We start from the raw sequence: 13,247 nt of genomic DNA on the forward strand, positions 1-13,247 counted from the left end.
CCCAGACGATGAAAAGCGATATCCACTGGATGCCGGCGCGCATCAGCGCCATCAACGACCGCAGTCCCACCGTGCGCGAATTCGAGATCACGCCCGAGTCGGGCGAGGTCGCCGGCCACGAGCCCGGCGCCCACCTGCAGGTGCAGGTGCTGGTCGGCGCGCCCGGGGCAGGGCGCATGCAGAACCGCTCCTACTCGGTGGTCGGCGCGCCCGACGGCCGCAGCTGGCGGATCGCGGTCAAGCGCCTCGACGACGGCCGCGGCGGCTCGCTCGCGATGTGGCGGCTGGGCGTCGGCGACCGGCTGCTGGTGAGCGAACCGCAGAGCCACTTCGGCCTCGACCTGACGGCGCCCGGCTACCTGCTGGTGGCGGGCGGGATCGGCATCACGCCGCTGGTCTACATGGCGCAGCGGCTGGCGGCGCTGGCCGGGCGCGGCGGCGTCCCGGTGCGCATGCTCTACGGCGCGCGCAGCGAGGCCGAGCTGGCCTACCTGCCCGAGCTGCGCGAGGCGCTGGCGCCGCACCCGGGCGCCAGCGTGCAGGCCCACACCGGCGCGGCGCCGATCGACTTCGCCGCCGAGATCGCCGCGCTGCCCGCCGGCGGCCAGCTCTACACCTGCGGCCCGGTGCCGATGCTCGAAGCGGTCAAGCGGGCCTGGGCCGCCGCGGGCCGGCCGCCGGCCGACCTGCGCTTCGAGACCTTCGGCAGCAGCGGCCGGCTTCCGACGCAGGCTTTCGAGGTGCGGATTCCGCGCCACGGCCTCGCCATCACCGTGCCGGCCGGCAGCACGCTGCTCGAAGCGCTCGAGGGCGCCGGCGTCCAGACGCTGTGGGACTGCCGCCGCGGCGAGTGCGGCCTGTGCGCGATGGACGTGCTGGCCATCGACGGCGAGATCGACCACCGCGACGTGTTCCTGGGCGAACACGAGAAGGCCGCCGGGCGCCGCATCTGCGCCTGCGTCTCGCGCGCGGTCGGCACCATCACGCTGGACTCCGCCTGGCGCCCCGACAACCCCTGAGAGCCCGAACGCTTTGCGCGATCATCGCGCAGCCGTTTTGCTGATCGCGCAGTATTCGCAGCCCGGGCTCGAGGCCTAGGGATTTGCCGGCGCCCCGGCCTGCTTGCATCTGGTCACAATATGCCCCGTCACGCTTCCACTGAAAAAGGAGAGTTCCCATGCTTCGTCGCCATCTCGTCCAGGCCGCCAGCCTGACCGCCATCGCGCTGGCCTTGCCGCTGGCCGCCCAGGCACAGGACAACACCTTCAAGATCGGGATGATCCTGCCGATGACCGGCCAGTCGGCCTCGACCGGCCGCCAGATCGAAGCCGCCGCCAAGCTCTACATGGCCCAGCATGGCGACACGGTCGCCGGCAAGAAGGTCCAGCTGATCGTCAAGGACGACACCGGCCTGCCCGACGTCACCAAGCGCATCGCGCAGGAGATGGTGGTGAACGACAAGGTCAACGTGCTGGCCGGCTTCGGCCTGACGCCGCTGGCGCTCGCCGTGGCGCCGATCGCGACCCAGTCGAAGACGCCCGAGATCGTGATGGCCGCCGCCACCTCGAGCATCACCCAGGCCTCGCCCTACATCGTGCGCTCCAGCTTCACGCTGCCGCAGGCCGCGGTCGCGATGGGCGACTGGGCCCCCAAGAACGGCATCAAGTCGGTGGTCACGCTGGTGGCCGACTACGGTCCGGGCAACGACGCCGAGAAGTTCTTCGCCGAGCGCTTCGAGCTCAACGGCGGCAAGGTGATCGAGAAGCTGCGGGTGCCGCTGCGCAACCCCGACTTCGCTCCCTTCCTGCAGAAGGTGCGCGATGCCAAGCCCGACGCGCTGTTCGTCTTCGTGCCTTCGGGCGCCGGCGCGGCGGTGATGAAGCAGTTCCTGGAGCGCGGCATGGACAAGGCCGGCATCAAGATGATCGGCACCGGCGACGTGACCGACGACGACCAGCTCAACGACATGGGCGACGGCGCGCTCGGCGTGGTCACCTCGCACCACTACTCGACCGCCCACCCTTCGGCGATGAACAAGAAGTTCGTGACCGACTTCCAGGCCGCCAACAAGAACATGCGGCCGAACTTCATGGCCGTCGGCGGCTATGACGGCATGCGCATCATCTACGAGGCGCTCAAGACCACCAAGGGCCAGGGCGGCGGCGACGCGCTGCTGGCCGCGATGAAGGGCCAGGTCTTCGAGAGCCCGCGCGGCCCGGTGCTGATCGACGCCCAGACCCGCGACATCACGCAGGACATCTACCTGCGCAAGGTCGAGAAGAAGGACGGCCAGCTCTACAACATCGAGTTCGACGTCATCAAGTCCGTCAAGGACCCGGGCAAGTCCAAGTAAGCCAGGCGAAGGATTCCGGACAGCCGCATGTTGACCATTCTCTTTGACGGCATTGCTTACGGCATGCTGCTGTTCGTGCTCGCGGTCGGCCTGGCCGTGACGCTGGGTCTGATGAATTTCATCAACCTCGCGCACGGCGCCTTCGCGATGGCCGGCGGCTATCTCACGGTGTTCGCGATGCAGAAGCTGGGCGTGCCCTTCCTGCTGTGCCTGCCGCTGGCCTTCCTGGTGGTGGGTGCGGCGGGGGCGCTGCTGGAGCGCACGCTCTACCGGCCGATGTACGGCAAGTCGCACCTGGACCAGGTGCTGTTCTCGATCGGGCTGGCCTTCATGGCGGTGGCGGCGGTCGACTACTTCGTCGGCTCCTCGCAGCAGAACATCCACCTGCCCGAATGGCTGCGCGGGCGCACCGAGCTCGGCGACGGCGCCCTGCTGCTGGGCATGGGCCACTACCGCATCTTCATCATCGCGGTCTGCACCTTGCTCACCGTGGTGCTGCAGCTGATCCTCTCGAAGACCCGCTTCGGCAGCCGGCTGCGCGCGGCGGTCGACGACCCGCGGGTGGCGGCCGGGCTGGGCATCAACGTCAACGTGGTGTTCCTGCTGACCTTCGCGGTGGGCTCGGGGCTGGCGGGGCTGGGCGGTGCGCTGGGCGCCGAGATCCTCGGGCTCGATCCGACCTTCCCGCTCAAGTACATGATCTATTTCCTCATCGTGGTCTCGGTCGGCGGCACCTCGTCGATTACCGGGCCGCTGCTGGCCGCGCTGCTGCTCGGCGTCGCCGACGTGGCGGGCAAGTACTTCATCCCGAAGATGGGCGCCTTCACGGTCTACCTGCTGATGATCCTGATCCTGATGTGGCGCCCGCAGGGGCTGTTCACGCGCAAGGGGGGCAAGTGATGGATTTTCGTCAGCCCCTGTTGCAGAAGGCGCGCTGGCGCCCGTGGGAATACGCGCTGTGGGTGGTGGTCTTCGCGCTGCCGCTGCTGGTGCCCTCTCATGCGCTGATGATCAACGAGATCGCCATCGTCGCGCTGTTCGCGATGTCTCTTGACCTGATCCTCGGCTACACCGGCATCGTGTCGCTGGGCCACGCGGCCTTCTTCGGCTTCGGCGCCTACACCGCGGCCCTGTTCGCCAAGCACGTGATGCCCGATCCGACGATCGGCCTGCTGGTGGCCATCGCGCTGTCGGCGCTGCTCGGCGCCGTGGCCAGCGTCACCATCCTGCGCGGCAGCGACCTGACGCGGCTGATGGTCACTCTCGGCACCGCGCTGCTGCTGCTCGAGCTGGCCAACAAGCTCGACTGGCTCACCGGCGGCGCCGACGGGCTGCAGGGCGTGGTGATGGGGCCGGTGCTGGGCGTCTTCGACTTCGACCTGTTCGGCCGCACCGCCGCCTGGTATTCGCTGTCGGTGCTGCTGCTCCTGTTCCTGCTGATGCGTCGGCTGGTGCATTCGCCCTTCGGCGCCACGCTCAAGGCGATCCGCGACAACCGGCTGCGGGCGATGGCGATCGGCATCCCGGTGGTGTCGCGGCTGGCCGTGATCTACACCGTGGCGGCGGCCGTGGCGGGCGCCGCGGGCGCGCTGCTGGCCCAGACCACCGGCTTCGCCTCGCTCGACGTGCTGGCCTTCGACCGCTCGGCCGACGTGGTGCTGATGCTGGTCATCGGCGGGGTCGGCTGGCTCTATGGCGGGGTGGCCGGCGCGATCGTCTTCAAGCTGCTGCAGGACGCGCTGTCGACCGTCACGCCGCAGTACTGGATGTTCTGGATCGGCCTGATCCTGGTGCTGCTGGTGCTGGTGGGGCGCGACCGGCTGCTCAAGCCGTGGACCTGGTTCGGTGCGGGCAAGGCGGTGAAGCCATGAGCGCCATCGCGAACGACATCGTGCTCTCGGCCACCGGGCTGGTGATGCGCTTCGGCGGCATCACGGCCACCAACAATGTCTCGCTGAACCTGCGGCGCGGTGCCCGCCATGCCCTGATCGGCCCCAACGGCGCCGGCAAGACGACCCTGATCAACCTGCTGACCGGCGTGCTCACGCCCACCGAGGGCCGCATCGTGCTCGAAGGCGAGGACATCACGCGCCTCGCTCCGCACAAGCGGGTGGCGCGCGGCATGGTGCGCACCTTCCAGATCAACCAGCTGTTCGACTCGATGACGCCGCTGGAGACGCTGGCGCTGGTGGTCTCGCAGCACGGCGGTGTGGGCGCGCAGTGGTGGCGCCCGCTCGGTTCTTCGACGGCGGTGGCCGAGCGGGCCGGGCAACTGCTCGAGCAGTTCCGCCTGGCCGACGTCGCCGGGCAGCAGACCCGCCATCTGGCCTACGGCAAGCGCCGGCTGCTGGAGATCGCGATCGCGCTGGCCTGCGAGCCGCGCGTGCTGCTGCTCGACGAGCCGGTGGCGGGCGTGCCGGCCGGCGAACGCGAGGAATTGCTCGAGACCGTGGCGGCCTTGCCGGCCGATGTCTCGGTGCTGCTGATCGAGCACGACATGGACCTGGTCTTCAGCTTCGCCGACCGCATGACCGTGCTGGTCAACGGCACGCTGCTGACCGAAGGCGATCCGGACACGATCGCCAACGACCCGAAGGTGAAAGAGGTCTACCTGGGCCATGGAGCCGAGCATGTCTGAGCTCTTGCGCATCGAGAACCTGAGCGCCGGCTACGGCGAGGCCGTGGTGCTGCACGACGTCGGGCTTGCGCTCGGCGAGGGCCAGACGCTGGCGCTGCTGGGCCGCAACGGCACCGGCAAGACCACGCTGATCAACACGCTGGCCGGCGCCACGCGCCAGCACGGCGGCAGCATCACGCTGGGCGGCGCGGCGCTGCACAAGCTGGCGCCGCACCTGCGGGCGGCGGCCGGCATCGGCTGGGTGCCGCAGGAGCGCAACATCTTCAAGTCGCTGACGGTGCACGAGAACCTGACGGCGGTGGAGCGGCCGGGCCGCTGGAATCCGCAGCGGGTCTACGAGATGTTCCCGCGGCTGGCCGAGCGCAAGGGCAACCTGGGCACGCAGCTGTCGGGCGGCGAGCAGCAGATGCTGGCGGTCGGCCGCGCGCTGGTGCTGAACCCGACCCTGCTGCTGCTCGACGAGCCGCTCGAAGGGCTGGCGCCGATCATCGTCGAAGAGCTGCTGCGCGCGATCCGCCGCATCACCCGCGACGAGGGCCTGGCGGCGATCATCGTCGAGCAGCATCCGCAGGCGATCCTCGCGATCTCCGACGAGGCGGTGGTGCTCGACCACGGCACCGTGGTGCATGCCGACCACGCGGCCAGCCTGCGGGCCCAGCCCGAGGTGCTGGAGCGCCTGCTCGGGGTTGGCCGCTAGCGCGCAGCGGCCTAAACTCACGGCCCTCGTTTCCGCTGAAAGGGCCGGACCATGGCATCGATTCGACAGGAAATCCAGGTTGCGGCCCCGGCCGAGAAGATCTGGGACGCGGTCCGCGACGTCGGCGAGATCCACCGCCGGCTGGTGCCGGGTTTCGTCACCGACTGCAAGCTCGACGGCGACGCCCGCATCGTGACCTTCGGCAATGGCATGGTGGCGCGCGAGGTCATCGTCGACCTCGACGACGCTGCGCGCCGTGCCGTCTGGTCGGCCAGCGGCGGCCGCCTCACGCACCACAACGCCTCGCTGCAGGTGTTCGCCGAGGACGCGGGGCACAGCCGCCTGGTCTGGATCGCCGATCTGTTGCCGAACGAGATGGCGCAGCCGATCACCGGCATGATCGCGGCCGGGATGCAGGCCATGAAGAAGACGCTCGAGGCTTGAGCGTCGCGGGGATCAGTAGCCGACCGTGAAGCGCTGGCGCGGGTGCTTCGGCGACTCGATCTCGTCGACCATCGCGATCGCGTAGTCCTCCATCGAGATCCAGCTCTTGCCGCCGGCGTCGCTCAGCAGGCCGTCGCCCCCTACGCGGAACTTGCCGGTGCGCTGGCCGGGCTCGAAGATCGCCGAGGGCGACAAGAAGGTCCAGTCCAGATCCTTCTCCGCCCGCAGCGCGGCCAGCAGCGTGCCGCCGGCGGAAGCCTCGGCCTTGTAGGCGTCGGGGAAGCCGGGCGCGTCGATCAGCGCCGCGCCCGGCGCGACCTCGAGGCTGCCGGCGCCGCCGACCACCAGCAGGCGCGGCACGCCGGCCTGCCGGGCGGCGGCGATCAGGGTCGCGGCGTCGGTGCCGCCAGCGAACCGGGTCGCGCTGACGAGCACGTCATGGCCGCGCAGCAGCGGCACCAGGGCGTCGAGCGCCTTCGCGTCGGCGGCCTGGAGGCTGAGCCCGGGGCGGGCTTCGACGCCGTCGACATGGCGGGCGATGCCGGTCACGCGGTGGCCGCGCGCCAGCAGTTCGTCGGCGATGCGGGAGCCGGCGCGGCCGGTGATTCCGAGAAGGGCGATCTTGCTCATGGGTGTTCCTTGGGTGGGAGGGTTTGGGAGAGAAGGGCTTCGAGCTGCGTGGTCCAGGCCTCGGCGCGACCGAGGAAACGGCCGGCGTCCAGTGGCGTCAGCCGTCCATCGGGGGCTGCCAGCGCCAGGGTCGGAAAGCCTTGTCCGCCGATCCGTGCCAACCAGCGGCGGCTCTCGTCGATATGGCGCTGGGTTGGTTCGCCGGCCATGACGTCGAAGTGGTCGGAGAAGGCGGCGGCGTCGAGACCGAGGTCCGCCGCCAGCGTGCGCAGCACCGCCGGGTCGGCGATGCGCTGCCCCTCGACGTAGTGGGCGCGCTGGAGGCGGAGGAGCATGTCCAGCCCCCGGCCCGCCCCGGCCTCGGCCACCAGGATCGCCGTCAGCGGCGGTGCGGAGTCCAGCATGGCGCCGCTGTCCTTCAGCAGGCCATCGAAGTAGGCAGCGCCGAAGGGCTGTCCGCTGAGTTCGGCGATACGGCGGTCGTGCGGCATCACGTAGTCGCGCCATGCGGGCGTGATCGGTCGCCGGTTGCTGCCGGTCAGCATGCCGCCGCCATGGCATTCGATCGCCAGCGCCGGCACGCTGCGCGCGGCCTCGATCAAGGGTGCTGCGGCGTAGCACCAGCCGCACAGCGGGTCGAAGACGTAGTGCAGCGTCGCGCGCCGGGGGAGGGGGTTCGTTGCCGTCATGCCCCGTATCGTATGTTTCTTGATCCGATCGAAAAACCGCGTAGCATGCAATTGTTTGTTGCTTGATTCGATCGAATATGGACCGCATCGCCGCCGCCGAAGTCTTCGTCCGCATCGCCGAGCGCGGCAGCATGACCGCGGCCGCCGAGGCGCTCGACATGTCGCGCGCCATGGTGACGCGATACCTGGCGCAGATGGAGCAGTGGGCCGGTGCCCGGCTGCTGCATCGCACCACCCGGCGCCTCAGCCTCACCGAGGCCGGCGAAGAGACGCTGGCGCGCTGCCGCCGCATGCTCGAGGTCGCGGCCGAGATGGCGAACGCCGCCAGCGCCTGCGCGGACGAACCGCGCGGCCTGCTGCGGGTCGCCTGCGCCCAGTCGCTGGCCCAGGACGTGCTCGCCTCGGCGGTGGCCGACTACCTGCGCCGCCATCCCCAGGCGGCGATCGACCTGCACATCGACGCCCGGCCGGTGAACCTGGTCGAAGAGCGCATCGACCTCGCGATCCGGATCACCAACGAACTCGATCCGAACCTGATCGCCCGGCCGCTGGGCCACTGCGACTCGGTGGTCTGCGCCTCGCCGGCCTACCTGGCGGCCCACGGCGAGCCGGCCGGCGTGCAGGACCTGGCACTGCACAACTGCCTGACCTATTCCTACTTCGGCAAGAGCCTGTGGCAGTTCGAGCAGGGCGCCGAGCGCATCGCGGTGCCGGTCAGCGGCAACCTGAGCGCCAACGAATCGCAGGTGCTGCTGGCGGCGGCCATCGAGGGCGCCGGCATCGCGATGCAGCCGGCCTACTCGGCCCGCGGGCCGATCGCCCAGGGCCGGCTGGTGGCGCTGCTGCCGGAGTTCGTGCCCCAGGGCCTGGGGGTGTACGGTGTCTACGCGTCGCGGCGCCAGATGCCGGCGTCGCTGCGGGCGCTGCTCGACTTCCTGGCGGCGCGCTTCGCCGACCCGGCCCACTGGCCGCCCGGCGCGCTCAGTGCTCCGGCCCGACCGCGCGGTAGAGCGCGCGCACGAAATCCGACTGCGTGACCATCCCGGTCAGGCGGCGCTCGGCGTCGATGATCGGGATGTGGTGGTGGCCGCCCTCGGAGAACAACGGCACCAGTTCGGCCAGCGGCCGGTCCTCGCTGGCCACGCGCACTTGGCGCGTCATGATCTGGCCCACCACCTCGGGCTTGTTCGACACCACGCTGCGGGTCGCGCGGATGAAGTGGCGCAGCCGGCCGCCGATGCCTTCGTGGTGCTCCAGGTCGATCTGGCGGAAGAAGTCGGCCTGGGTCACGATGCCGACCACCCGGCGGGTCCGGTCGGTCACCGGCAGCGCCTTGATGCGGCGCTCGTGCATCAGGGTCCAGGCGTCTTGCAGGGGCATGCCGAACTCGGCCACCACCGGGTCGCGCGACATGATGTCGGCGCAGCGCACCGTGCCGAGCCGGCGGTGCCAGGCTTCCATCTCGGTCTGGCGGATCAGCGATTCGAGGTCGTCGCGGCTGATGTCCAGGACCTGGTTGTAGCGCGCCAGCACGGCGTCGATGTCGGCCGAACTGGCGCCCGCATCGGCGCCGGGGGGGCGCGGCGGCGCCAATTGCAGGTGCGGATAGCGGCGGCCCGTCAGGCTGTTGTAGACCACGCCGGCCAGCACCAGCAGCAGCGAGTCGGCGAACACCGGGAGAAAGGCGAACGGCAGCTCGCTGGTGTGGGTCAGGACGGCCAGCAGCGCCACCGCGCCGCCCGGCGGATGCAGGCAGCGCATGGCGAACATCAGGCCGATGGCCAGGGCGGTGGCCAGCGCGCCGACCCAGACGGCGTCGGGCAGCCAATGGGCGCAGGCGACGCCGACCAGGGCCGCAAGCGTGTTGCCGCCGATCACCGGCCAGGGCTGCGCCAGCGGGCTGGCCGGCAAGGCGAACACCAGCACCGCGCTGGCGCCGAGCGGCGCGATCAGCCAGCCGCTGCCGCCGGCCAGCCACTCGCAGGCCAGACCGGTGAACAACAGGCCGATCGCGGCTCCCGCGACGGCGCGCAGCCGTTCGCGCCCGTCGACGACGGTGGGCCCGGGCAGCCAGGCGCGGGCGAAGCTTCGCAGGTCGAACGAGCGCATCGCTTCAGGCCGCCTCGCCGGCAACCCGGCGACCGATCTCGGGCCAGCGCCCATGCAGCCAGACCCAGGCCACCAGGCCGACGCTCAGCATCAGCAGCGAGGTGGCGGCCAGCGCCAGCGTGGAGTGCATGACCAGCGGCGCGACCACGCCGGCGACGATGCCGTTGGCGGTCGAGCCGATGACGGCCTGCAGCGACGAGGCCATGCCGCGGCGCTCCGGGTGCAGGTCGAGCACCAGCAGGGTCACGACCGGCACCATCAGCGCCCAGCCGAAGGCGAACACCGCCAGCGGCCACAGCGCCCAGGCCGCGTGCGGCGTGAAGAGCGTGTTGGCGATCACGTTGACCACCGAGGTCGCGAGCATGATCACGAAGCCGTCGCGGATCTGCCGCTTGGGCGCCACCTTGCCGGCCATCCGGCCGCTGGCCCAGGCGCCGGCCATGATGCCGCCGATGGTCAGCAGGAAGAACCAGAAGAACTGGGTCGGCGCCAGCGCCAGGTGGTCGCCGAGGAAGGCGGGCGCGGCCAGCACGTAGAGGAACATGCCGTTGAACGGCACGCCGCTGGCCAGCGCCAGCAGCAGGAAGCGCGGGTCGGAGCAGAGGTCCCAGTAGCCGCGCATGAGGTGGCGCACCTCGAAGGGCTGGCGATGGTCCCGGTGCAGCGTCTCGGGCAGCAGCTTGAAGTTGGCGACCCACAGCACCACGCCGACGCCGACCAGGAACCAGAAGATGCTGTGCCAGCCCAGGTGTACGAACAGGAAGCCGCCGACGATCGGCGCGATCGCCGGCGCGATGCCGAAGTAGATCGTCACCTGCGCCATCACCTTCTGCGCCTCGGCCGGCGGGAACATGTCGCGGATCACGGCCCGCGAGACCACGATGCCGGCGCCGGTCGACAGGCCCTGCAGGGCGCGGAACAGCACCAGCTGCCCGATGGTCTGCGACAGGGCGCAGCCCAGCGAGGCGAGGGTGAACACCGCCAGGCCCCACAGCACCACCGGCCGGCGCCCGAAGCTGTCCGACAGCGCGCCGTGGAACAGGTTCATGAAGGCGAAGCCGAACAGGTAGGCCGAGAGCGTCTGCTGCATCTCGGCGGGGGTGGCACCGATCGATCGCGCGATGCCCGAGAAGGCCGGGATGTAGGTGTCGATCGAGAACGGACCCAGCATGCCGAGCACCGCCAGCAGCACGGCCAGCGCCCAGCGCGGCGCGCGCCAGAGTTTGTCGGCTTCGGGGTTCATGGATGGCGTCTCCGTTCGGTTCTCGGTGTTCTTGAAAAAAGAAGGGCGCCCGAGGGCGCCTTCCTTGTTCGGCTTGCAGCGAGCCTACAGGGTATCAATAAAGCTGCGCAGCTTGTCGGAGCGGCTCGGGTGCTTGAGCTTGCGCAGCGCCTTGGCCTCGATCTGGCGGATACGCTCGCGCGTCACGTCGAACTGCTTGCCCACTTCTTCCAGCGTGTGGTCGGTCGACATCTCGATGCCGAAGCGCATGCGCAGCACCTTGGCTTCGCGCGGCGTCAGGCTGTCGAGGATGTCCTTGACCACGTCGCGCAGGCCGGCCTGCATCGCGGCCTCGATCGGGGCCGTGTTGCTGCTGTCCTCGATGAAGTCGCCCAGGTGCGAATCGTCGTCGTCGCCAATGGGGGTTTCCATGGAGATCGGCTCCTTGGCGATCTTCATGATCTTGCGGATCTTGTCTTCCGGGATCTCCATCTTGGCGGCCAGGATGCTGGCGTCGGGCTCGAAGCCGAACTCCTGCAGATGCTGGCGGCTGATGCGGTTCATCTTGTTGATGGTCTCGATCATGTGCACCGGGATGCGGATGGTGCGCGCCTGGTCGGCGATCGAGCGGGTGATCGCCTGGCGGATCCACCACGTGGCATAGGTCGAAAACTTGTAGCCGCGGCGGTATTCGAACTTGTCGACCGCCTTCATCAGGCCGATGTTGCCTTCCTGGATCAGGTCCAGGAACTGCAGGCCGCGGTTGGTGTACTTCTTGGCGATCGAGATCACGAGGCGCAGGTTGGCCTCGATCATTTCCTTCTTGGCATCGCGCGAAGACGATTCGCCTTCGTTCATGCGCTTGTTGATGTCCTTGAGCTGCGTCAGCGGCACCACCACGCGCGACTGGATGTCGGTCAGGCGCTGCTGCAGTTCCTGCACCGGCGGGATGTTGCGCGCCAGCACGGCGCTCCAGGGCTTGCCGGCGGCGGCCTGCTTCTCGACCCACTTGAGGTTGAGCAGGTTGGAGGCGACGCGGTTGCCGTTCTTGTCGTAGCCGCTGAAGTCGCGGATGAACTCTTCCTGCGGGAAGCCGCACTTGTCGACGATGATGCGGCGCAGCTCGCGCTCCTTCTTGCGGACGTCGTCGACCTGGGTGCGCACCAGGTCGCACAGCTTCTCGATCGTGCGGGCGGTGAAGCGGATGGTCATCAGCTCTTCCGACAGGGCGTGCTGCGCCTTCTCGTAGGCCGGCGTGCCGTAGCCTTCCTTGTCGTAGATCTTGTGGACCTTCTCGAACAGCACGGCGATGCGGTCGAAGCGCTCGAGCGCGTCGCGCTTGAGTTCCTCGAGCTTCTTGGTCAGCGCCTTGGAGCCGCCCTTGCCATCGTCGTCGTCTTCCTCGTCGAACTCGTCGAAGTCTTCCTCGGCCACGTAGTCGTCGGCCTCGTTGGGGTTCGAGAAGCCGTCGACGATGGTCGAGATCACGACCTTGCCGTCACGGATTTCCTGGCCCAGGCGCAGGATCTCGGCGATCGTGGCAGGCGAAGCCGAGATGGCCTCCATCATCGCCATCAGGCCGCCTTCGATGCGCTTGGCGATCTCGATTTCGCCTTCGCGCGTGAGCAGTTCGACCGTGCCCATCTCGCGCATGTACATGCGCACCGGGTCGGTGGTGCGGCCGAATTCGCTGTCGACGGTCGACAGGGCGGCTTCGGCCTCTTCTTCGGCTTCCTCGACGGTGGTGGCGGTCGGGGCGGTGTTGTTCAGCAGCAGGGTTTCGGCGTCGGGGGTCTGCTCGTAGACGGCCACGCCCATGTCGTTGAGCATCGTGACCACGACTTCCATGGTCTCGGCGTCGACCAGCTTGTCGGGCAGGTGGTCGGAGATTTCGCCGTGTGTCAGGTAGCCGCGGGTCTTGCCCAGCGTGATCAGGGTCTTCAGGCGCGAACGGCGCTTGGCCAGGTCTTCTTCGGACAGGACGGTCTCGTCGAGGCCGAATTCCTTCATCAAGGCGCGTTCCTTGGCCTTGCTGATCTTCATGCGCAGCGGCTTGACCTTTTCTTCGGTCGTGGTCGCCGCCGGTTCCTCGCCGGCCAGATCGTCTTCGATGTCCGACAGGTCGATGTCGCTGCCCGCCGATTCGTTGCCGGCCTTCGGCTTGCGGCCGCGCTTGGCGCCGGTGGAGGTGCCGGCGGCCTTGGGCGGACGGCCCACCTTCTTGGCGGCGGGCTTTTCAATGGTGGGATCGGCGGAGAGAGTCGTTTTGGTGGGCACGGTTTTCACTTTCGTAGCTGCTGACGCCTTGGAGGCGACGGCACCCGTCTTGGTTGCCTGCAGCGCGGCGGTCTTCGACGGTTTTTCTGCAGCGGGCTTCTTGGCAGCGGACACGGCAGGCTTCTTTGAACTGGGCATACGACCTCGTACAACAAGATGGACCAAGCGGAATCACACGCGCCTCGAAA

General features: G+C 69.1%; 13 protein-coding genes. 8 read left to right on the forward strand and 5 right to left on the reverse strand.

Going from position 1 to position 13,247, the window contains the following annotated elements; all coding sequences use genetic code 11:
- Window positions 1-8: 8 nt before the first annotated feature.
- The 7 genes from QTI33_RS17245 to QTI33_RS17275 all read left to right on the forward strand — a co-directional run bounded on the left by QTI33_RS17245 (window position 9) and on the right by QTI33_RS17275 (window position 6,132).
- Entirely contained in the window at window positions 9-1,019 is a 1,011-nt protein-coding gene (locus tag QTI33_RS17245; RefSeq protein ID WP_286507372.1) for a PDR/VanB family oxidoreductase, read from the forward strand.
- A 158-nt stretch (window positions 1,020-1,177) separates the two neighbouring features.
- Window positions 1,178-2,353 carry an ABC transporter substrate-binding protein gene (locus tag QTI33_RS17250; protein WP_286507373.1) on the forward strand — a complete coding sequence of 392 codons (1,176 nt, stop codon included), beginning with the start codon at window positions 1,178-1,180 and terminating at the stop codon, window positions 2,351-2,353.
- Window positions 2,354-2,380: 27 nt separating this feature from the next.
- The gene (locus QTI33_RS17255; RefSeq protein WP_286507375.1) at window positions 2,381-3,253 is read left to right on the forward strand and encodes a branched-chain amino acid ABC transporter permease; all 873 of its coding nucleotides are present in this window, start codon (window positions 2,381-2,383) and stop codon (window positions 3,251-3,253) included.
- Window positions 3,253-4,224, forward strand: a complete 972-nt coding sequence (locus QTI33_RS17260) for a branched-chain amino acid ABC transporter permease (RefSeq protein ID WP_286507376.1) — start codon at window positions 3,253-3,255, stop codon at window positions 4,222-4,224. The genes QTI33_RS17255 and QTI33_RS17260 overlap by 1 nt, the downstream gene beginning before the upstream one ends.
- Complete coding sequence (locus tag QTI33_RS17265; RefSeq protein WP_286507379.1) at window positions 4,221-4,991, forward strand: ABC transporter ATP-binding protein; 771 nt, start codon at window positions 4,221-4,223, stop codon at window positions 4,989-4,991. Before QTI33_RS17260 ends, QTI33_RS17265 begins: the two co-directional genes overlap by 4 nt.
- The gene (locus tag QTI33_RS17270) at window positions 4,984-5,688 is read left to right on the forward strand and encodes an ABC transporter ATP-binding protein (protein ID WP_286507380.1); all 705 of its coding nucleotides are present in this window, start codon (window positions 4,984-4,986) and stop codon (window positions 5,686-5,688) included. The genes QTI33_RS17265 and QTI33_RS17270 overlap by 8 nt, the downstream gene beginning before the upstream one ends.
- Before the next feature lie 51 nt (window positions 5,689-5,739).
- Window positions 5,740-6,132: an SRPBCC family protein gene (locus QTI33_RS17275; protein WP_286507382.1), complete on the forward strand. Its 393-nt coding sequence runs from the start codon at window positions 5,740-5,742 to the stop codon at window positions 6,130-6,132.
- A 12-nt stretch (window positions 6,133-6,144) separates the two neighbouring features.
- Here QTI33_RS17275 and QTI33_RS17280 read toward each other — a convergent pair whose 3' ends face one another.
- Both QTI33_RS17280 and QTI33_RS17285 read right to left on the reverse strand, forming a co-directional pair.
- Window positions 6,145-6,762 (reverse strand): NAD(P)-dependent oxidoreductase, encoded by a 618-nt coding sequence (locus QTI33_RS17280; protein ID WP_286507383.1) that lies wholly within the window; start codon window positions 6,760-6,762, stop codon window positions 6,145-6,147.
- Window positions 6,759-7,451, reverse strand: coding sequence for a DsbA family protein (locus QTI33_RS17285; RefSeq protein WP_286507384.1), 693 nt, complete (start codon window positions 7,449-7,451; stop codon window positions 6,759-6,761). The genes QTI33_RS17280 and QTI33_RS17285 overlap by 4 nt, the downstream gene beginning before the upstream one ends.
- Before the next feature lie 77 nt (window positions 7,452-7,528).
- Between QTI33_RS17285 and QTI33_RS17290 the strand changes: the two genes are divergently transcribed.
- The gene (locus QTI33_RS17290; protein WP_286507385.1) at window positions 7,529-8,488 is read left to right on the forward strand and encodes a LysR family transcriptional regulator; all 960 of its coding nucleotides are present in this window, start codon (window positions 7,529-7,531) and stop codon (window positions 8,486-8,488) included.
- Here QTI33_RS17290 and QTI33_RS17295 read toward each other — a convergent pair.
- The 3 genes from QTI33_RS17295 to rpoD form a co-directional block, all read right to left on the reverse strand.
- Window positions 8,433-9,560 (reverse strand): HPP family protein, encoded by a 1,128-nt coding sequence (locus QTI33_RS17295; RefSeq protein WP_286507386.1) that lies wholly within the window; start codon window positions 9,558-9,560, stop codon window positions 8,433-8,435. The genes QTI33_RS17290 and QTI33_RS17295 overlap by 56 nt on opposite strands.
- A 4-nt stretch (window positions 9,561-9,564) precedes the next feature.
- Window positions 9,565-10,803 carry a multidrug effflux MFS transporter gene (locus tag QTI33_RS17300; protein ID WP_286507388.1) on the reverse strand — a complete coding sequence of 413 codons (1,239 nt, stop codon included), beginning with the start codon at window positions 10,801-10,803 and terminating at the stop codon, window positions 9,565-9,567.
- A gap of 84 nt (window positions 10,804-10,887) precedes the next feature.
- Entirely contained in the window at window positions 10,888-13,197 is a 2,310-nt protein-coding gene (rpoD, locus tag QTI33_RS17305) for an RNA polymerase sigma factor RpoD (RefSeq protein WP_286507389.1), read from the reverse strand.
- Between the last annotated feature and the right edge of the window lie 50 nt (window positions 13,198-13,247).

Origin of the sequence: Variovorax davisae, from assembly GCF_030316845.1 — a bacterium.
Classification (GTDB): domain Bacteria; phylum Pseudomonadota; class Gammaproteobacteria; order Burkholderiales; family Burkholderiaceae_C; genus Variovorax; species Variovorax davisae.

Excerpts from the sequence above, each read along its gene's own strand:
- QTI33_RS17255 (WP_286507375.1), top strand. The coding sequence starts at position 2,381 with ATGTTGACCATTCTCTTTGACGGCATTGCTTACGGCATGCTGCTGTTC.
- QTI33_RS17300 (WP_286507388.1), bottom strand. The coding sequence starts at position 10,803 with ATGAACCCCGAAGCCGACAAACTCTGGCGCGCGCCGCGCTGGGCGCTG.
- QTI33_RS17285 (WP_286507384.1), bottom strand. The coding sequence starts at position 7,451 with ATGACGGCAACGAACCCCCTCCCCCGGCGCGCGACGCTGCACTACGTC.
- QTI33_RS17250 (WP_286507373.1), top strand. The coding sequence starts at position 1,178 with ATGCTTCGTCGCCATCTCGTCCAGGCCGCCAGCCTGACCGCCATCGCG.
- QTI33_RS17295 (WP_286507386.1), bottom strand. The coding sequence starts at position 9,560 with ATGCGCTCGTTCGACCTGCGAAGCTTCGCCCGCGCCTGGCTGCCCGGG.
- QTI33_RS17280 (WP_286507383.1), bottom strand. The coding sequence starts at position 6,762 with ATGAGCAAGATCGCCCTTCTCGGAATCACCGGCCGCGCCGGCTCCCGC.
- QTI33_RS17290 (WP_286507385.1), top strand. The coding sequence starts at position 7,529 with ATGGACCGCATCGCCGCCGCCGAAGTCTTCGTCCGCATCGCCGAGCGC.
- rpoD (WP_286507389.1), bottom strand. The coding sequence starts at position 13,197 with ATGCCCAGTTCAAAGAAGCCTGCCGTGTCCGCTGCCAAGAAGCCCGCT.
- QTI33_RS17265 (WP_286507379.1), top strand. The coding sequence starts at position 4,221 with ATGAGCGCCATCGCGAACGACATCGTGCTCTCGGCCACCGGGCTGGTG.
- QTI33_RS17275 (WP_286507382.1), top strand. The coding sequence starts at position 5,740 with ATGGCATCGATTCGACAGGAAATCCAGGTTGCGGCCCCGGCCGAGAAG.
- QTI33_RS17245 (WP_286507372.1), top strand. The coding sequence starts at position 9 with ATGAAAAGCGATATCCACTGGATGCCGGCGCGCATCAGCGCCATCAAC.
- QTI33_RS17270 (WP_286507380.1), top strand. The coding sequence starts at position 4,984 with ATGTCTGAGCTCTTGCGCATCGAGAACCTGAGCGCCGGCTACGGCGAG.
- QTI33_RS17260 (WP_286507376.1), top strand. The coding sequence starts at position 3,253 with ATGGATTTTCGTCAGCCCCTGTTGCAGAAGGCGCGCTGGCGCCCGTGG.